A 17,962-nucleotide genomic window follows, 5' to 3' on the forward strand; every position below is an offset into this window, starting at 1 on the left:
CACGCGACAAATAAAATTGTTTCGCCGCGGGCCGCGCCACCGTGGATACTTGCCGCCTGCCGCGCCACGCCTCCTCTGTGAGGTCCAAGACGCGAGTGAGCGAGATTTCTTCCAATCCATCCAGGAAGGAGATGGTAGCTGTTGATGCGACGTCGAAGAGCGCCGGCAAGTCGGAGTAGAGCGAGACCAGGCGTTCCTCCATCGGGATCGTTCGCATCGCTGCAGGGTCGAACTCGTTGCCGGGTTCCAACATAAGCTCGGACGCCGGACCAACTACGACTCTGTGCAGCGATCGTTCGCTTCGTTGAGTGATTGGGTCATATGTCTTAAGTTCGGAGATGGTGCCGCCAGGACCCAGGACAACACGAATAGGGCGATCACGGTCAGCAGGAAAAATGTCGATAAGATCCCCGCGGACGGCCATCTCGCCTGGTTCGTCGACCCGATCGTCGACAACATAGCCAGTTCTCTCAGCCAATACACGAAGTGCCCTCGGGTCCACCTCCTGTCCGATCTGCAGGGTCGCGAAACCCTGGCTGATTGCCGAGGGAGGCGGTACCCGCTGCAGGGCAGATTCGACCGAAGTAACCGTGATGCGGGGTCCGTTCGTAGCGGCCGCAGCAGCATGAACAACGCTGACCCGCCGCCCCATAGTGGCGCGAGTCGGCCACACCCTGTCGTATGGCAGGCAATCCCACGGCGGCATATACAGGATATCAGCTTTTGGGAGGAAGTGGCGCAATGCCTGGGTGATGTCAGCAGCACTGCGTTCGGAACTTGCGATATGGAGCATGTCCCTATTTCGAGTGGTTTCCAAAGCGCTGATCAATGCCGCAGCTACCGCGGCAGCTGGCGGTTCGGCTTCTCCTCCTGTTGCAAGTTCGCACTGCTCAGCCTTTCCGGCATTGGAGGTCACTCTATCCACGTCTCACCTTCCGGTCCTGGGACAAAACGGCCGCGACGCGCCCGGTGTTCCGTTGGGCGGCACAGTTGCCGACGCTCGGCTTTCAGCAACGTCGCAAAGCGGCAACCGTTGCCTTGCCCAGCGTGTGATCGGATCGTGCGCCATGAGAATAGAGTGCCGCACTGTCTAGCAATGCGTGCATTGCGAGGTTTCCTGAGCAAGTCGCGAATCCGGGGGCTACGGCTTTGTGGATTCTTTCTGGGACGAAACGGCAGCGGCTGGTCGATAGCGGCTTAGGCATCTGTGGTCGGCATTCCAATTGCCCGTTGCTAGACTTGGCCAAATGACTCGCTATCAGATGGACCCCAAGTTCTCAGGCTCAGCAGTCATTCGACGGTTGCTGTCCAAAAGCTCATGCACCCTTGGCGTGCTAGACTCCAAGCATCCCGGCACAAAATCGGCAATCAAACGGGTTGGCGCTACCATTGGCGATATGCATCCGCATCGAGTCTTCGCGCCGATCCGGACGTGCTTGGAAACCCTCGCCCGCCATAGACCCCCAAGGAATTGCAGGGCTTCATCTATCGCTCGAACCCTGCGTCTCTCGGCAGCCACAGCGACAGCGGAAAGCCCCAGATCAGCACGAGCCGACCAATCAGCCGCGGGACGACGATCTGCTTGCGCTGGACCGAGATCCTCGAGCTCGCTGCCCGCCGCCGGACGCAGGCCGGAGCGAGGAACGAAGAGCTCGCCGATGGTGGCGTCGCCCGAAGCTGTGGTCCTTCGTCATGGCGATGGCGGCCACTGTGGCCGAGATCGCCTTCGACACCGAGGAGACCTGGAAGATGGTGGTGCTGCTGACCTTAGAGGGTGTCATCCCGGTTGCTGCGAAGGCCATAGCCTTGGTCAATGATCATCTGCCGCCATGCACCACCGCCACGGCGAAGCAGGGAACGTTGGATGCTTCCTTGACCTTCTTGACGATGTCCGGCAGGGCGGCCACCGCCTTCTCGACGGCCCCACACTGCCATCAACCCCTCGTTCAAAAGCCGGGCTTAAGTTTTTTAACGGAGGCGGGAACATGGATGCTGCCTCGCGGGTTGAACCCCGAAGCTAATTCGCAGGCAGAAGGAAGGCGGCCGGGCTCGCTCTCGGGTGCAAGAAGCAGTGGTTCCGCAACCCCGTTTGCCACATGAGGGTCGCCGCGGAAGCTGCTACGACGCCGCGAACCGGGGGCCACGGGAGATTAAGCATGCGAGCGCTGGTTTGGCATGGAAAAGAAGACATACGTTGCGACGAGGTTACCGATCCCGAAATCGAGGATCCGCGCGACGTCATTGTCAAGGTGACGAGCTGCGCGATCTGCGGCTCGGACCTGCACCTCTATCACAACCTCATTCCGGCAATTCTGCCCGGCGACATTATGGGCCACGAAATGATGGGTGAGGTGGTGGAAGTTGGATCCGGGGTAAACGGCGCGCTTAGGAAGGGAGACCGCATCGTCGTTCCCTTCACCATCATTTGCGGGGAATGTGACCAGTGCAAGCGCCGAAACTTTTCGGTCTGCGAGCGTACCAACCGCAACAAGAACATCGCCGACAAGGCGTTCGGTCACACGACGGCTGGGCTGTTTGGGTATACCCATCTGACCGGCGGTTACCCGGGCGGACAAGCTGAGTATGTTCGCGTACCATTTGCCGATGCAACGCACATCAAGGTACCGGTCGGGCTCTCCGATGAGCAGGTCCTCTTCCTTGGCGACATATTGCCAACTGGCTGGCAGGCTGCTGTCCAGTGCGAAATCGAGCCCTCCGATACCGTCGCGATCTGGGGCTGTGGCCCGGTGGGGCAGATGGCAATCCGCAGCGCCATTCTTCTCGGTGCCAAGCAGGTCGTTGGCATAGATTGCCTGCCCGAACGCCTTTCCATGGCCGGAGCGGGCGGCGCGATCACCATCAACTTCCTGGAGGAGAGCGTTGTTGAAAGGGTGAACGAGCTTACAGGCGGCAAGGGGCCAGATAAATGCATCGACGCCATCGGGATGGAAAGTCACGTGTCTTTTCGTCAACCAGACACCGTTTATGACCGCGCGAAGCAGATGATGCTGATGGAGAGCGATCGGCCCCACGTGCTGCGTGAAATGATCTATGTCTGCAGGCCAGCCGGCGTCATCTCAATCGCGGGCGTGTATAGCGGGTTCGTCGACAAGATCCCGATGGGCCAAGCGATGAACAAGGGCCTGACCTTCAGGATGGGCCAGACTCATGTGAACCGCTGGACCGACGATCTACTGCGCCGCATCGAAGAAGGTCAGATCGACCCGTCGTTTGTCATCACCCACACTGCCGGGCTCGAACAAGGACCCGAGATGTACAAGCTCTTTCGCGACAAGCAGGACAGTTGCGTCAAAGTCGTACTGAAGCCATAGGATCAGTGTCATGAACATGCTTAGCAAATTCGGCAATCTCAGCAGATGGCCAAGCGACCCAAGGGTCGTAAATTCTGGCCCGAAGGCGCTCGCGCCCTCCGACATGGTGGCGCGCAAACTCGGATGGTTCAGCATTGCGCTTGGCATTGCCGAACTCATAGCCTCCGAGCGCATCGCCCGCGCATTCGGCTTGCCTGGCAAGGGAGGCGTGATCCGTGCCTACGGAGCGCGAGAAGTCAGCAGCGGCATTCTGTCCTTGTCGGTGGACAAACAGTCGGGACTTTGGAGCCGTGTGGCCGGTGATGGGCTCGACATCGCAACACTCCTATGGGCGTTCCGGCATGACAATCCCAAACGTGGCAATGTCGGACTTGCATTGGTGCTCGTTGCCGGCGTGACACTCATCGATTTATTGACCGCGCAAAAGGTAAGCGCCCGGCACGCTCGCGGCCGCCGGCAAGCCCGGGATTTTAGTAACCGCAGCGGCTTCCCGCGGGGTCTTGAAGCTGTGCGGGGCCTTGCACGAAAAGACATGTCGTCACCTGCCAGCCAGAATTGAGCGGTGACTAACTGGCACGAACCTGACCTCAGGCGACCAAGGCCTTGCCGCATGCCCGTGCCTGCCGCGGGGCACCGTCCCGATCGCAAGTTCCGGCTCCAGCACAGCCAAGCTTCGAACCGGGGCTTCGGCTGCCTTCCAGTCGGGCGTGGTCCATGCGCCAGCGACCCAGGGCTAGCCGGGGCATGATGCCGATCCTTCCCAAGCTGCGTCGCCAGCGGTCAGCCGCCAGCAGTCTGATCTGGTCGACCAAGTCCTTTCTTTGTAGCAAGTTTTTGTTTTTCTTTCAGCAGCCGAACGATCGCGTCGACGGGCGGCGCAAGGTCGGGCGCCGACTTGCTGTTCGAGCGCCACAAGTATCCAAAGAATGTTCTCAGTATGCGCATTGACGTTACCTCCTGGACCACCAAACTTGGCTTGGGGGTTGTTGTTCCTGAACGACGGGCCAAGCCCGCTGGGGGTGACGCGGAGGCTCAATCTGAGAAACGACCTGAAGTGCTCGCGTCTCGGATTGTTGCAGATTATACGGCGGGAGGACGGACGAGTAGAACTTCGTTGGGCTTCGAGACGACCGTTAGGACGGTGGCTCGTCAGCAGGCGGTTTGTCTTCCTTCCGGAACCCTGGCCGAGCCAAAGGCGTTCGTGCAGCACTTGCCCTAGGGCTGAAAGATCGGACTCCCCCTTCCGATCAGCCCACGTCCTTCCCATCCCCTCGGGGGTGCGGGCGCCTATTTTGTTTGGCGTGCTGGAGCGGCGCGGCTGAAGGCGTAGCGGGCCTTTTTTGTTTCCGTGTGGAACTTCGGCGCGGGCTGAAAGTTTGATTCGTGCAGCTGCGACATGGATGACTCCCGATGGGCCCGCGTCCTTTTTTCCCGAAGGGCGCGGGCTTTCTTTCTGCACGGAACACCGGGGCGGTGCACATTTCTCCGGCTTGCAGCGAAATGGCCGCTTGCGCGCTGCCTCAATCCCTCGCCTTCAGGCCCTGTTGTCTGCCGTCATATAGTGTGATCCCTGCTATCAACATATTTTGGAATCCCATCACCAGCCGTCACTGGGCGCCGCGAGTGGAGATGCTTGACAGTGATTACCGGCTCGGGTTTTTGGAACTTATTCAGGCTTTTCAGCGTTCTATGACATGCCTCACGATCGAGCCAACCGTCTGCTGGGCGTCGCCACCACTGCGAAAATCGGCGGTCATCCGATCCACCCCATGTTGATTCCTTTTCCGATCGCATTGCTTGTGTCGGTGTTCCTCTCAGACCTGGTGTTTTGGTCGACCAGGAATGCTTTCTGGGCCGAGGCTTCTTTTTGGCTGCTCGGGTTTGCCTTGCTTATGAGCGCCGCAGCTGCGCTGGCCGGCTTTGCCGATTTCCTTGGAAATGCAGTCGTACGCTCTTTCGGCGCCGCGTGGCACCACATGATAGGCAATGTCATCGCAGTGGTACTCGCCTTGGCTAATTTCGTTTTGCGGCTCAGTACAGGCGCAGTCGAGGGGACTCTGCCGTGGGGATTGGCCCTGTCTACGCTTGTTGTCCTGCTTCTTGGTTACACTGGCTGGAAGGGCGGAACGCTCGTCTACGAGCACAGGGTAGGAGTGCATCCTGAGGAGGGTGAGGGCACCAGTTCTCGTGCGGGACGATCTTGATTGAGGTCTTAGCATGGCCGACCTGCGGGGACGCGTTGTCGTGGTCACCGGCGCTTCGAGCGGCCTCGGCAGAGCGGCTGCTCTTGGGTTCTCGCGAAAAGGGGCGCGGCTGGTACTGGTTTCGAGAAACGACGACGCGCTCGACAACATCGCTGAGGAATGCGTCGACTCAGGCGGTGAGGCACTGACCTTTCCCGCCGATATGGCCGACTACGGCGCGGTGGAGGAAATCCGTGGTTTTGCGGTATCGCATTTCGGCGGGATTGACGTTTGGGTGAATTGCGCCGCAGTGCTGATTTTCGGGCGTTTCGAGGAAGTTCCGCCTCCGCTGTTCCACCGCCTAGTCGACACGAATGTGTTTGGTTACATCAACGGATCTCAGGTCGCCCTCAAGCAATTCCGCTCTCAAGGAGACCGTGGAGTGCTGATCAACGTCAGTTCCATGCTCGGTGTCGCTCCAGAGCCTTATGTCGGTGGCTATGTCGCGAGCAAGTTTTTCATACGCGGGCTCACAGCCTCGATCCGGCAGGAGTTGCGCACCACTCCCGGCATTCATGTGTCTGCTATCCTTCCTGCAGCCATAGACACTCCTATCTACCAGAAAGCGGCGAATCTGTTCGGCCGCAAGGCGCGATCCATTATCCCTGTTTACTCGGCCGAGCGAGCCGCCTCTGCAATTGTCGGCGCAGCGAGCCATCCTCGACGCGAGATCAGGGTTGGCGGCTTTGCATTCGTGTTGGAATTTGGCTGCCGGGTTGCGCCATCACTGGTGGAATGGATAGTCGCTGTTGTGGGGCCACGTCTACAGTTTCAGGAAAACGCCGAACAACCGCACGATGGCAACTTGATGGCAAGTGTGTCCCCTCACGAAGTTGCCGGCCGCTGGCGCCAGTACTGGACGAAGGCTGTTGGGCGTCACTCCCCTTGATCGTCGCGTGCCCTTTGAGCACGTGCCCAGCCACCGCTTCCAACCTCTAGTGAATGGATTGGAACACAATCTTGCTGTTGCGGATGACGAAGCTGTCTGCACCGTCGGTAGCGTTGAAACTGCGCGAAGTAGCGGACCAGATCAGAATGGCGTAGGGACCCCGAACCTGCTTTGCCAAGAATTCGAATTTAGCCTCAGGCAACTGCTCATGAAGGCCTGTTCCTTTACGCCGCGAGGGAACGCAGCCGCTCTTGGATTCGTTGCAATGTATGAGCAATGTTGGACATAGGTCGGGTCAAGCTTCGAACGATCAGGGCCGCATTTCAGAATTGCCCGAGAAGATCGAAGGGATGAGCTCTCGAAATCGCTGCATCATCGTTGTCGGAGCCTCGGCTGGCGGCGTCGAGGCTCTGAAGCGGCTCGCGACCTATCTACCGCCCGATCTTACCGCTGCTGTCTTCGTGGTGCTCCACGTGGGCCAGACGAGCTATCTCCCGGAGATCCTTGATCGGGCTGGCCCTCTCAGGGCGATCAAGGCGAAGAGCGGGGAGCAGTTCGAGCGGGGGCGCATCTATGTGGCTTCACCCGGTTTCCATCTGCTGCTGCACCACGATCACATGCTGCTCCGGCGAGGCCCTCGCGAAAATCTCGCCCGGCCGGCGATCGATCCTCTCTTCCGGTCGGCCGCATGCAGCTATGGAGCTCGGGTCATTGGCGTCCTCCTCTCCGGCAGCTTGTCCGACGGCACCTCGGGTCTCCGGGCAATCAAGGCCGTCGGGGGAGTAACAGTGATCCAGGACCCGCAAGACGCGGCTGTACCAGACATGGTTCGGAGCGCCCAGCGCCATGTCGAAATCGACCATTGCGTGCCGATCGTCGGAATGGGCGATCTGTTGGCCCGGTTGGCCTCCGAACCCGCCGGCGAAACGCTTCCTGTTCCACCGGGAGTCCGGCTGGAGGCGGCAGTCGCAGCTCAGGAGCACTCCGCTATGTCGAATGAAGATCGTCTCGGCGAACTTTCGTTGTTTGTTTGTCCGGAGTGCCACGGTCCTCTGTGGGAGATCGAGGACGGCGACATGCTTCGCTACCGATGCCACACTGGGCATGCCTTCACGTCGGACGCGATGCTCGAGGCCCAGTCGGCCGAGACTGACCAGATATTGTGGAGCTTGCTGCGCGCGCATCAGCAGCGGGCGGCATTCACCCGGCGAATGGCCGACCGGGAAAGTGAGTTGGCCCGCGTTGACATGGCGGCAAAGCTGCAGGAACGGTCGAGAGAATACGAAGCGGACGCCGAAGTGATCGAACGAATTCTCGAAAGCAGGCGTGGCATAGTGGCAGAGAATGGCCCGATCACGAAGCAAAACTGATCCGGCCTCGCCAACACTTCGGGCGGCGCTGCAGGGAAGGATGCTCCGTCTCCCGTTTGTCGGATAGGCGCATCGGCTGGCGGCATAGCCGCACTTCCGAAATTCATTCCCGACGCGCACCCGAACAGCGGAGCATCATTCAGGATTGCGCACAGTTGGAATCGCGGGTCGTGAACGCGATCAAACGGAACCGGATCTATGTATCCAACTCGCTCAATGGACCCGGACGATTGTACCCTCCACCCGAAGACGGTTACTGCCGTGGTCTAAGAAAGTTTCGTGTTCGGCACAATGATGACCGTAGATTGCCGATCGGCCCGAAGGAACAAACAGCACCCACTTTGGTTAAAGCTGCGCGTGCCACCAGACACGCGTTTCTCACATTCGGAGATGACGATGGCTACGAAAAAGGAATCGCAAAGCAAGGCCAAGGGCCTCGAAGATCTTTTCCACGACGGACTTAGGGACGTCTACTACGCAGAGCGCAAAATCCTGGTTGCGCTGAAGAAGATGGCGAAGGGTGCCGAATCCGACCAACTGACCGCCGCATTCGAAAAGCACCGCGACGAGACTGAGGCTCAGATCGAACGGCTGCAGCAGGTCTTCGAGATTTTCGGCAAACGGCCACAGGGAAAGACATGTCCCGCGATCGACGGCATCATTGAGGAAGGGCAGGAGATACTTGAGGAATTCAAGGAAGCTCCAGCTCTGGACGCTGGTCTTGTGGCGGCGGCGCAAGAGGTTGAACATTATGAGATCGCCCGCTACGGCACGCTGATCACCTGGGCCGGATTGCTCGGCCTAAAGGATGCCGTGCCGCTGCTCGAGGAGACGCTCGAAGAGGAAAAGGCGACTGACGAAGCGCTGACGCAGCTTGGAGAGACCAGCGTCAACGAGAGAGCGATGCAGGAAGCTGCCTAGGTAATCGGCGCTTCGACGGAATCAATGAGCACGTCATGAACAATAGAGAGACCGCGCCTCCAGACGACGGTGGCGCGCCTTTGTCGCCGGTGCCGGCGGGCCGGGCGCCAAGCCTGCGGCAACTCCTGTTCGAGCCTAACATCTCGGTCAACGGTCTGATCGACGACGGCACCGTCGTCTTTCTTCTTGGTCGCTTGGAAGCCGTACGCCAAAGCGGCGACGACCTCATCATGGAGCTCAACACCAACGGCGGGGACGCCGATGCGGCCCGGCGGATTGCCCTCGAAATTCGGCTGTTTCGGCAGCATTCAGGCCGAAACGCGTACTGCGTCGGCAAGACGAAAGTGTATTCGGCGGGGGTGACTATCTTCGCAGCTTTCCCGAAGCCGTTCCGCTTCCTCACCACGGACGCGGTTCTCCTGGTGCATGAGCGGCGTATGCAGACGAGTGTCGAATTGAATGGCCCGATGAAATCTTCCATCCAGATCGTGCGCGAGCAGCTTGCGCTACTTGAGACAGCGGAGCGACTGGAAATTGAGGGCTTTAAAGAACTCGTTGAGGGCAGCTCGCTTAGCGTTGACGAACTCTACCGCCGTGCGACAACCAATTGCTACATCCACGCTGAAGAGGCCCTCGATCTGGGGATAGTCGCCGATCTGTTGCGGTAGCATTGTGGCTTCAGGCGAGATATCCGCGGCGATATCCAGATTATCGGATTGACAATGCAAATCCCGCGCTTCTTGGGAGAGAGCATGGCCACGAGTATCGACTGCACTTGGCGGGCGATCGGAACCAACGGTCTGTGGCGACGTTGCGATGGCAGTAAAACTACGCTGACCAACGGAGACGGACATGACAGAGCCCAAGGAACGTCTGGTGCAGTGGCTGCGCGACGCTCACGCCATGGAAGAACAGGCCGAGACCATTTTGAGCGGCCAAATCGAGCGTCTAGAAAACTATCCCGAGATTCGCGACCGGATGAACACGCATCTCGAAGAAACGAGGCAACAGGCGAAACGTCTCGAACAATGCCTCGACCGGATTGGCGGTGGATCTTCGACGCTGAAGGATGCGGGCGGTAAAATAATCGCCTTCGGACAGAACATCAGCGGCATTTTTGCAGGCGACGAGGTGATGAAAGGATCGCTAGCCAGCTACACGTTCGAGCATATGGAAATCGCCAGCTATAAAATGCTCATTGCCGCAGCCGGCGAGGTCGGCGATTCCGAGACCGAAAGCGCGTGCAAAGCAAATTTGCGGGAAGAAGAAGCGATGGCCGACTGGCTGGAAAGCAAACTCGGCACGGTCACCACCGAGTTCCTCAGACGCGACGAGCGGGATTCTGACGCCGCGAAACGGTGACGTGCAGAGGCGCCGCTCTATTTGCGCTTAAGGGCGAGCTGTCGCGACCCAGCCGCAGGGGGAATGGAGACCCCCCTTCACCTGCTACGAGCCTATTGCTCCGGAACCGCGGAGGTCTGCGGATGATTTCGCGCGGCCTCGCAATTTCGGGGATGTATTTGGTCGCGGTGCAGCTTCGGTTCGTGTTCGAGCGCGCGTCGAACGCCGCCTTTTCGCAGACCCGCTCAGCGAGTTCGATGGGAACATGCACGGCCAGAGGCACCTCATTCTCAGATATTCCAAGCTTGGCTGCGATTCTGTTTCACCTTCTGCCTACCAAGCGAAACGTCAACGCCAACATCTTGCGGGTCTCCCGGGTTTTCCGTCGTCGGCGATGCGCCTTGCCCGGGTAGATCATCTTGCTGCCCAGTCTGAGCAAATGTCTGAACGGTAAAGAGCAGCCATGCAATCACAGCCGGCCGCAAAAATCGGTGGGGGACTATTCTCATGCCCAGCCTCCTGCAGGAGCTTTAAACAACGGGCAAAGTGGTCGAAGCGTTCCAGAGGAGCGGCGTGCGCTTTGGGGAGTCGAGCAGCCCGTCGTGCCGAAGGATGTGGCAACTTTTTTGCTGTGCGGATGAACCCGATCTGGCGACAATGGTTCGGTGCGGCAACAAAGCGCTGTGCTGTCAGATCGAGGAGAACAATGCGGCAACGGCAGGCATTCACCGATGAAGCAAGACAGAAGGAGCGCACGTCCATGCTGCGCGGGAATTGATCGAGGTCGAGCGCGCAGCACGAGATGCAAAGACGGCTCGGCTCGGGGAACAACGACTGAGGACTGAAACCGCTCTTGCTGGGGCACCGGCACCGCAACCGAAGAGGGATTGGAAGATGAAGAGGTGGTATTAGGCACGCTGCACGTAGCGCTCTCCAATCATCCGCGGCGGTGCCGGAAGGCGCCGGCTTCCTGCGCCGCCTGGCCGGCGGCGAGATTCGGCGTGCCCCAAAAGAAGGGCTTGCTGCAGCTCACGCAAGCTTTGCCGCCTCAGACCTCAGCATAGGAATTAATGTACGGGAATTACCAAGCCGTGGCCGCCTTGGAACGAATAATCCGGCTCAAGCTTACTTTAGCGATCCAGGTCCCTCACTCGGATCACCGGTCACTCGATCGGATTGGCCCGTCCTCGTACCAGGGCGGGCCATTGTCTCCGGGCGACCTGACTGACAGGAGTGAACAACAATGTTTGCAGATGAGATTGCGGCAAGGCGTCTGAAATCCCTGGTCGACCACTATATGGAGACCAGGAAAAGGCGGCACGATGTGGTTTCCACATCGAGGGCTGAAACCGCCATACGGGAAGTCCTCCCCAATTGCCCTGTGTCCGGCAAAGCCCTTGATGACATGATTGCCGCCTGTGCCGTCGAGCATGGTCTCGGCGTGCTGTTCGACAGGTCAGAAATCACCGACAGCGTCAGATGACCGCTGGCCGGCGAAGGCGCTCAAGGCAGTCCGACACGTCGAGTGTCCGGTTCATATATCCCCCGGTTGGTACGTTTCCGACACTATCCGTGAGCCTCTATGCATCTAGATAGCCATGGAGGTGGAGTGAGCATGCCGAGATATTTTTTCCATATCCGGAACGAGGAGGGGCACCTCGTGGAGGACCTCGAGGGGCAGGAATTTGCGGATTTGGCGCAGGCTGAGGAGAACGCGATGGCCTCCGCCAAGGAGATCCTGGCGGAAGGACTGCTCAGCGGGAAGCCAGTGCTGACAGGCGCGGTCTTTGAGATATGCAACGAAAATCACGCATTGGTGTTGCGATTTCCTTTCTCGGATGCCGCTACAAAGCCCGGTGCCCGCCCTTAATGCTTAAGTGACTGGCTTTCGGACTTTAGAACCCCATATATAGTTTCATCGTTCGCACGTTGTCACGGGCGCGAACGGCTGGGAGATCGGAAAGCTCTTGCCCTACCGAGGGTGGAGTCATGTTTAACCAGCCCAATACGCTCTATCAAAATAATTTACTGCGGCGACTTTTCCCTAGCGATCTGGCATCGCTCGAACCCCACATGGAACGGGTAGCGCTGCCGATCCGGACCCAGCTTGAGTCGGCGAAGTCCGTTATCGGACACGTGTATTTCCTAGAAGAGGGCATCGCGTCGGTCGTCGCCAAAATACCTAAGGGCCGGGATACCGAGGTCGGCCTGATCGGCTTGGAAGGCATGACCGGAGCCTTAGTGGCCCTAGGTGGCGATCGCGCCCCACATGACACCTATATGCAGCTGGCGGGAAGCGGCTTGCGAATTCCAGCCCCGGCACTGTCGTCTGCTCTGTCTGAGAGCACTACGCTGAAAGCCCTTCTGCTTCTCTATGTCCAGACCCTTTATATTCAGACCAGCTACACCGCCCTGGTGAACGCACGGTCGAAGTTGGACGAACGTTTGGCTCGCTGGCTTCTGATGTGTCACGATCGCGCCCGCGGCGACCGGCTTGCAATCACCCACGAATTCATGTCCGTCATGCTCGGTGTGCGGCGACCGGGTGTCACGGTTGCAATCCAGGAGCTTGAGGGCAGGGGCCTGATCAGAGCCACGCGGGGTGAGATCGTCATCAGGGATCGTGATGGTCTGTTCCAGTTGGCCGATGGCACCTACAGCGAGCCGGAGCGGGAATATGAGCGGTTGCTGGGGACAATCAACAAGCCGCTATGATCGGGGGCTTCGGCGAAAGTCACGTTAGCAACGAGCGCCACCGTGGTCGGCAATTCAAACGACGCATCGCGCTGGCGCTCCCCACCGTCTAACCCTTTCGCCATCCATATTCTTCACGGCATAAATCGCTTTCGCGAACCGGCACTTGCATGATCTGGGACTTCGCTACCCAGCGGCAGTTTGCGTGTGCACTTCGCCGATGTTGGACCCGGGAAGGTGCCCAACCGGCGTCCAGGCAGCCTTGTGTTCTCAAGTTACATTCTTATCAATATGGTGGGAGCACTCAGAGACCGGCGGCTCGCTGTTTCCGCTCGAAAGTTCTCATGGCCCGATGGATGTTCCGGAGAGCTTGGCTGGAATCGTGCCACCCTTCGAATTCGATCTGCTTGTCGGTGCCGGACACCGACGCCAGGAAAAACTGCTCGATCTCGGATCGCAAACGATCCGGAATATTCTCGCCAAGGAGAGACTCGCTATGCGCATCTTGCTTGTGCGGGCAAAATACATAGCGATCGTTTCTCACGGTCTCGCCGTTCTCCGTTTGCATGACACGAAGGGCCGCCAGCAGATCGCACTTGATGACAACACCGGGAGCGCTGGCTGCCTCATGGATGACTAGACCGTCGAGGGCATCGCCATCGTCGCCCAGCGTAGAAGGCAGAAAGCCCCAGTCGTAGGGGTAGGCTAGGCCTGCTGGAAGCGGCCTCGTATATTCGAAAAGCTTCTTCTTGGGTTTGTAAGTCAACTTTGCTTCGGCGCCACGCGGTGTTTCCACGACCACCCTGACCCGACCCTTCGATGTAGTCGTAGGCAGTGTCAGATAATTCGCCACGTTTGGTCCTCGCCAGTCCATCCCAATGGCCCTAGACTTCTCTAAGCGGCGGATGGCGGATTTGTTCCGAGCGTGCCTATCCGCGTTTTCACGAAAACCGGTGCGAATTGGACGCGCAAATACACTGGGCTCATCGAAGCCGCCAGAGAGCTTGAGATCGAGAATGCGATCACCGACCGCAAGGCTTCGGGAACACGCCGGTCCACTGCCCAAAGAGTTGAAGAAACGGCCGGCGAAGCAGTGGGCCAGAGGCAGTGAAACTGCATATCAAGCACCTCCGCGGCGAGTATATCCGACATCGTTCTGCGCCGTGTATCAGCTACGAATCGGAACCGGTAGTTGGGAGCATTGGCGGGCAAAAAGGTGCTGCGGCTCTACCTACCTCCTTGGCCAATACACTTCACGTGTTCGGCGGCTGCTGCGTTGGCGCTCAGCTTCGGCTGCATGCCATGCTCGGTCGATGGAGCCTTCCTCAGCCTTGTGGACGTACTGCGAGCAAACTAGCCAGCCTTTGAACGGTCTTAGCAATGCAACACACGCGCCAACGGTGAGGGGCAAGGTGGTGAGCGCATGCATCCAATAGGACGGCTCATACGTGAGCTGAAACCATAGTGCGAAAGCCAGCGCCGGGAACGCCACGATTGACATGGAAAAGAAGGCCGGGCCGTCAGCCGGATCGGCGAACGAGAAATTCAATCCGCATACATCGCAACTCCGCGCCAGCTTGAGATAGCTGCTAAACAGATGCCCCTGTTGGCAGCGCGGGCAACGGCCCTGATGCCAGTTAGGACGGGGTTGGTCGTTTCGTTGTAGGTCATCCTAGAAAACCACATGGCAGCGGCATTGTTCCGAGGCAGGCTGCGTCCTCGTTGGATTTCGGCGACGAGGAGTAACTGAGTTTGCTCGCGCCATGTGGCGTAGATAGCGCAGCTCGAGGGAGCTACCAGAACCCCTAGGTCCGCTCACCGAACTTTGCCCCGTTTTCAGGCGTCCGGCGACGATCGTCGGGTGGAATCTGGATGCCTCGGTGCGGCCGAACTCACGGCCATTTTGAAATCCCGCGTAAATGAACAGCCGCTGGGTTCGAACAGCGCGTAATAACCAATGGCAGGCGTCGAACGTGCGAACATTTTGGCGCGGCAAGCTTCCGTTCTTATAGGCGGGAAATTCAATCAATTGCAGGAATCGAGCGCTAGCTGTTCGCCCACCTCAGTGGACGCAGACAGTGGCCACCAACAGCACTGCAGGATCCATGTTGAACGCACTCTCCAGATCGCTGCCGAATAGCTGGAGCCAAGCGTCCTGCGCGCGGTAGGCGAGAACTTCGCGCCGAGCTCGGTCGCTGAAATGCGAACGATGAACTTTGACGCCGATGCAGTGCGCCAAGCACGATCTGGGTGCTTCTGGTCTCAACGAGATTGCGATAGGCGGCAATACATGGGATCGCGGTTCTGGCGTCATTCCCTCATAGCGCTAGCAGCTCGTATATGAGCGCTGATGGCAGTGGCGTCTCTGATCTCCATTCGGAGTTGGGCGATCTCACCGCGCAACACGACCATTCGCATCCGATGATGCGTAAGGCTGGCACGCAGAACCCGCGCTAGCTCGATTCGTTAAATGGGTAAATTTTCATCGCCCATGTAGCACGGCTTGTCGGCTATCTGCTAATCGGGTCTTTCAGAGGCGGCGCTCGTCAGCTTTGTTTTCATCGCGTCGCCTTCCGCCAGCGGCCGATCGCGCCCCGGCCTCGCTGCAAAACCACCGTTCACCTTTGCTCGAGGTAATCAGCGTCTCATTGTAATATTCTTGGCCTGGTACACGGTAGATATGCTCACCAGAGTTCACGCCGATGTTGCCTTTAAAGTTGCAACCTGAGCCGAGAAGGCTGACGCCCGTCGATGACTCGCGGACCGTCTGCAGGAAAAGCCTTAAAGCTTCGGCCCTAGATCACGGCGCAAGAGACGCGCTTCTCTCAGGATCGAGGCACGATCAAGCCCGATTAGCGATGCAATGTCCCGTATCTGCTGCTCAGTGGCACCGGACTCCCGCGCAAGCGCGCGTACATAATCGTCCGACAGGCGAGCCCGTCTTGCTTCATCAGCCATAACACAAATGCCTAGCGTTGGGGCAGGAGTGCGATAGCTCCCAAGCGTCAGCGCCCGTTGATGCGTGGCTGGCGATTTCAAATCTTATGCGCTGGCGCAGATTTTAGCCAGCCGCCCTTCCGTTAGATCGACCCCCATTATGAGCGGCCAAGAGGAAAACGGGCCCAAGTGATCAGAGTGCGCGGTGCGCGGCAAGCGAACTGGCCAAAGCTACAAGCACGGAACCGTCGGCAGGTTTCCCGACAAAAGTCCCGGCATTGAAGGCCTCACCTCGGCCCTCAATGTCCGTGGCATTATAAATTAAAAAAAAAGGGATATTGCGGGCCACGAGTTCTTCAGCAACCGAAGAGCTGACGCCGTCCTGCAAGAGCACGTCCAGGATGACGACGTCCGGCTCAACCAGGGCCAAAATTTGTCTTGCACGAACGCAACTCGGCTCCGAGGCTACCGCAAAGCCAGCCTGTTTAAGGGAGGCCTCGATCTCAATGACGATCATCGGCTCGTCCTCAACGATAAGTGCTAGAGGCTTTCTCATGTGCTCCTCCTGCTGGGCAGGAGCACGATGTGCGCTGACACCACGGCAATCAGTTCATAAGCCTGTCCGGATCAGAGTGCATCCTCATTTGTTAAAGCGAGCGAAAACACAGCGCGCACAAGAGACATGGAGCCAGGCTGTCATGCGATCGCCGACTGCATGCTGGATGCTGGATGCTGGATGCTGGACGGACGCGTCGGGAGATCATGCGCTCGCTGCGGCCGAGCGCCGCCGGCAATAAGGTCGAGGCGCGGCTCGCGATCGCTCGTGCAATGATGCGTGCCGGCCCGCCAATTTGAGTCACGACTGGTCTTAAAAGGCGTACACTTCACGAGTCGCCCGCACCTCCACGGCAAAGCTGGCGCTCGCGCCGGCAGGAGATCGAAACCAAGACTATTCGTCTTTCTTCAGCTCTTCAGCTTCGTCCTTCAGCCGTTGCCAGTCTGCGCCGTGCTTGCAATGCCCGCGCCTGTTTGGGCGTCACATCTGTCACCTCCGCCAGGTGCTCAACTTCGAGTTCTGCACCCTTCTTAACTCGGCTCGTGTCGCTCGTTCTCTTGTACGCCATCTGTTGCGTCCTCCTGACCCACGGCCAATGCAACGGATGTTCAACGTTGTGGTTCCGCCCCTGTGGAACCAACTGCCGGCCGTGTAGTTCTACCGCCGAAGGAGATCCCAAATGCTTCGGTTCTTAATCGGTCTTGGCGCGCTGTATGCGGCATTTCAAATCGGCCGGGAGTTTGGCCGCACAGACGCGGAGGTCATCCAGACTCCACCCGACGATCGTCGCACGACGCCTGGAAACGGGGCAGAGTTCGGTGAGCGGACCTAGGGGTTCTGCTAGCTCCTCAAGCTTGCGCTATCGACGCGACATTGGCGCGATTACGCATTTATTCGATTCTCGGCGATCGGCTATATTAGCCAGCGTGAACGGAACGTGATTCCGCTGGGTTGCGGCAACGAAAGTTGGTTGTCGGCGTTGCGCTTGTTCGCCCGAGGAGGAAATAACTCGTGCCAAGCCTGGATGCGAAGCCCCGCCAGTTTCCCACGCTCGCAGATATTCTGTTTGGCCTTGGTTTGGGCGGCTTTTTCGACGGCATCGTCTTTCATCAGCTGCTCCAGTGGCACCACATGTTAACCAGCGCCGGCTATCCCGCCGACAGCGTCGAAAACCTACGATTCAACACGCTCCTCGATGGTCTGTTCCACGCCGCCACCTATCTGTTCGTTGTGCTTGGGCTGCTCCTGCTCTGGCGCGCCGCGCATCAATCGCACCTTCGGTGGTCGGGAAAAATGCTGGTCGGCACAGTGCTTATCGGATTTGGCTTATTCAACCTCGTCGAAGGGCTGGTGGATCACCAGATCCTCGGCATCCACCATGTCAACGAGACCGTCCCGCGGGAGCAATGGATCTACTGGGATTTGAGTTTCCTGCTTTGGGGTGCGCTGATGTTGGTCGGCGGGTGGAGGCTGTGGAGGCAGGGCAGGCGTGCCTCGCCAGGCTAGTTGCGTTGAGGTGCCTGCCCAGTTCAGCGTGATCGCCGCGCAGATGCCAGATGCGCAGCTTCATCTCGGGCGTGTCCACCTCTTATCCGCATCAGCAGCGTGGAACATCTGAGGCGAATGCAAGTTCGGCCGGTAACACCCACGGAGGTAACCAAGCCCTTGTGTCCAGCTTT

At 58.8% G+C, this 17,962-nt stretch carries 16 protein-coding genes and 2 pseudogenes; 13 read left to right on the forward strand and 5 right to left on the reverse strand.

The window, feature by feature from the left end; all coding sequences use genetic code 11:
• Nucleotides 1-925: pseudogene (locus AC0L18_RS25975) on the reverse strand (DEAD/DEAH box helicase); the annotation flags it as partial.
• Between the two features lie 767 nt (nt 926-1,692).
• Here AC0L18_RS25975 and AC0L18_RS25980 point away from each other — a divergent pair.
• The 3 genes from AC0L18_RS25980 (at nt 1,693) to AC0L18_RS25990 (ending at nt 3,891) form a co-directional block, all read left to right on the forward strand.
• Nucleotides 1,693-2,100 (forward strand): hypothetical protein, encoded by a 408-nt coding sequence (locus AC0L18_RS25980; RefSeq protein WP_473494778.1) that lies wholly within the window; start codon nt 1,693-1,695, stop codon nt 2,098-2,100.
• 56 nt (nt 2,101-2,156) lie between these two features.
• Nucleotides 2,157-3,332: a zinc-dependent alcohol dehydrogenase gene (locus tag AC0L18_RS25985; protein ID WP_473494779.1), complete on the forward strand. Its 1,176-nt coding sequence runs from the start codon at nt 2,157-2,159 to the stop codon at nt 3,330-3,332.
• 103 nt (nt 3,333-3,435) lie between these two features.
• Nucleotides 3,436-3,891: a hypothetical protein gene (locus AC0L18_RS25990; protein WP_473494780.1), complete on the forward strand. Its 456-nt coding sequence runs from the start codon at nt 3,436-3,438 to the stop codon at nt 3,889-3,891.
• A gap of 221 nt (nt 3,892-4,112) precedes the next feature.
• Here the strand turns inward: AC0L18_RS25990 and AC0L18_RS25995 are convergent, their stop codons facing one another.
• Nucleotides 4,113-4,277, reverse strand: a complete 165-nt coding sequence (locus AC0L18_RS25995; RefSeq protein WP_473494781.1) for a hypothetical protein — start codon at nt 4,275-4,277, stop codon at nt 4,113-4,115.
• Between the two features lie 749 nt (nt 4,278-5,026).
• Between AC0L18_RS25995 and AC0L18_RS26000 the strand changes: the two genes are divergently transcribed.
• The 9 genes from AC0L18_RS26000 to AC0L18_RS26040 all read left to right on the forward strand — a co-directional run bounded on the left by AC0L18_RS26000 (nt 5,027) and on the right by AC0L18_RS26040 (nt 12,811).
• Nucleotides 5,027-5,536 carry a DUF2231 domain-containing protein gene (locus tag AC0L18_RS26000; protein WP_473494782.1) on the forward strand — a complete coding sequence of 170 codons (510 nt, stop codon included), beginning with the start codon at nt 5,027-5,029 and terminating at the stop codon, nt 5,534-5,536.
• Nucleotides 5,537-5,549: 13 nt separating this feature from the next.
• Nucleotides 5,550-6,464 carry an SDR family oxidoreductase gene (locus AC0L18_RS26005; RefSeq protein ID WP_473494783.1) on the forward strand — a complete coding sequence of 305 codons (915 nt, stop codon included), beginning with the start codon at nt 5,550-5,552 and terminating at the stop codon, nt 6,462-6,464.
• Nucleotides 6,465-6,793: 329 nt separating this feature from the next.
• Nucleotides 6,794-7,834, forward strand: coding sequence for a chemotaxis protein CheB (locus AC0L18_RS26010; RefSeq protein ID WP_473494784.1), 1,041 nt, complete (start codon nt 6,794-6,796; stop codon nt 7,832-7,834).
• A gap of 396 nt (nt 7,835-8,230) precedes the next feature.
• On the forward strand, nt 8,231-8,755 hold the full coding sequence (locus AC0L18_RS26015) for a YciE/YciF ferroxidase family protein (RefSeq protein ID WP_473494785.1): 525 nt from the start codon (nt 8,231-8,233) through the stop codon (nt 8,753-8,755).
• A gap of 35 nt (nt 8,756-8,790) precedes the next feature.
• Nucleotides 8,791-9,423, forward strand: a complete 633-nt coding sequence (locus tag AC0L18_RS26020) for an ATP-dependent Clp protease proteolytic subunit (RefSeq protein ID WP_473494786.1) — start codon at nt 8,791-8,793, stop codon at nt 9,421-9,423.
• A 184-nt stretch (nt 9,424-9,607) separates the two neighbouring features.
• Nucleotides 9,608-10,117, forward strand: a complete 510-nt coding sequence (locus AC0L18_RS26025; protein WP_473494787.1) for a ferritin-like domain-containing protein — start codon at nt 9,608-9,610, stop codon at nt 10,115-10,117.
• A 1,222-nt stretch (nt 10,118-11,339) separates the two neighbouring features.
• The gene (locus AC0L18_RS26030) at nt 11,340-11,579 is read left to right on the forward strand and encodes a hypothetical protein (RefSeq protein ID WP_473494788.1); all 240 of its coding nucleotides are present in this window, start codon (nt 11,340-11,342) and stop codon (nt 11,577-11,579) included.
• 132 nt (nt 11,580-11,711) lie between these two features.
• The gene (locus AC0L18_RS26035; RefSeq protein ID WP_473494789.1) at nt 11,712-11,966 is read left to right on the forward strand and encodes a DUF6894 family protein; all 255 of its coding nucleotides are present in this window, start codon (nt 11,712-11,714) and stop codon (nt 11,964-11,966) included.
• 119 nt (nt 11,967-12,085) lie between these two features.
• Nucleotides 12,086-12,811 (forward strand): Crp/Fnr family transcriptional regulator, encoded by a 726-nt coding sequence (locus AC0L18_RS26040; protein WP_473494790.1) that lies wholly within the window; start codon nt 12,086-12,088, stop codon nt 12,809-12,811.
• A gap of 283 nt (nt 12,812-13,094) precedes the next feature.
• Here the strand turns inward: AC0L18_RS26040 and AC0L18_RS26045 are convergent, their stop codons facing one another.
• The 3 genes and pseudogenes from AC0L18_RS26045 to AC0L18_RS26055 all read right to left on the reverse strand — a co-directional run bounded on the left by AC0L18_RS26045 (nt 13,095) and on the right by AC0L18_RS26055 (nt 16,283).
• Complete coding sequence (locus tag AC0L18_RS26045; protein WP_473494791.1) at nt 13,095-13,664, reverse strand: inorganic diphosphatase; 570 nt, start codon at nt 13,662-13,664, stop codon at nt 13,095-13,097.
• A gap of 357 nt (nt 13,665-14,021) precedes the next feature.
• Nucleotides 14,022-14,461, reverse strand: a pseudogene (locus AC0L18_RS26050) (DUF983 domain-containing protein).
• A 1,459-nt stretch (nt 14,462-15,920) separates the two neighbouring features.
• Nucleotides 15,921-16,283 carry a response regulator gene (locus tag AC0L18_RS26055; protein WP_473494792.1) on the reverse strand — a complete coding sequence of 121 codons (363 nt, stop codon included), beginning with the start codon at nt 16,281-16,283 and terminating at the stop codon, nt 15,921-15,923.
• A 1,011-nt stretch (nt 16,284-17,294) separates the two neighbouring features.
• Between AC0L18_RS26055 and AC0L18_RS26060 the strand changes: the two genes are divergently transcribed.
• Nucleotides 17,295-17,789 carry a DUF2243 domain-containing protein gene (locus tag AC0L18_RS26060; protein ID WP_473494793.1) on the forward strand — a complete coding sequence of 165 codons (495 nt, stop codon included), beginning with the start codon at nt 17,295-17,297 and terminating at the stop codon, nt 17,787-17,789.
• Nucleotides 17,790-17,962 lie beyond the last annotated feature (173 nt).

The organism is Mesorhizobium sp. WSM4819, from assembly GCF_055811215.1.

Bases quoted from the DNA above. Each gene is read 5' to 3' on its own strand.
- AC0L18_RS26040 (WP_473494790.1), top strand. From the start codon at position 12,086: ATGTTTAACCAGCCCAATACGCTCTATCAAAATAATTTACTGCGGCGA.
- AC0L18_RS26035 (WP_473494789.1), top strand. From the start codon at position 11,712: ATGCCGAGATATTTTTTCCATATCCGGAACGAGGAGGGGCACCTCGTG.
- AC0L18_RS26055 (WP_473494792.1), bottom strand. From the start codon at position 16,283: ATGAGAAAGCCTCTAGCACTTATCGTTGAGGACGAGCCGATGATCGTC.
- AC0L18_RS25985 (WP_473494779.1), top strand. From the start codon at position 2,157: ATGCGAGCGCTGGTTTGGCATGGAAAAGAAGACATACGTTGCGACGAG.
- AC0L18_RS26030 (WP_473494788.1), top strand. From the start codon at position 11,340: ATGTTTGCAGATGAGATTGCGGCAAGGCGTCTGAAATCCCTGGTCGAC.
- AC0L18_RS26020 (WP_473494786.1), top strand. From the start codon at position 8,791: ATGAACAATAGAGAGACCGCGCCTCCAGACGACGGTGGCGCGCCTTTG.
- AC0L18_RS26005 (WP_473494783.1), top strand. From the start codon at position 5,550: ATGGCCGACCTGCGGGGACGCGTTGTCGTGGTCACCGGCGCTTCGAGC.
- AC0L18_RS26015 (WP_473494785.1), top strand. From the start codon at position 8,231: ATGGCTACGAAAAAGGAATCGCAAAGCAAGGCCAAGGGCCTCGAAGAT.
- AC0L18_RS26045 (WP_473494791.1), bottom strand. From the start codon at position 13,664: ATGGACTGGCGAGGACCAAACGTGGCGAATTATCTGACACTGCCTACG.
- AC0L18_RS25995 (WP_473494781.1), bottom strand. From the start codon at position 4,277: ATGCGCATACTGAGAACATTCTTTGGATACTTGTGGCGCTCGAACAGC.
- AC0L18_RS26025 (WP_473494787.1), top strand. From the start codon at position 9,608: ATGACAGAGCCCAAGGAACGTCTGGTGCAGTGGCTGCGCGACGCTCAC.
- AC0L18_RS25990 (WP_473494780.1), top strand. From the start codon at position 3,436: ATGGTGGCGCGCAAACTCGGATGGTTCAGCATTGCGCTTGGCATTGCC.
- AC0L18_RS25980 (WP_473494778.1), top strand. From the start codon at position 1,693: ATGGCGATGGCGGCCACTGTGGCCGAGATCGCCTTCGACACCGAGGAG.
- AC0L18_RS26000 (WP_473494782.1), top strand. From the start codon at position 5,027: ATGCCTCACGATCGAGCCAACCGTCTGCTGGGCGTCGCCACCACTGCG.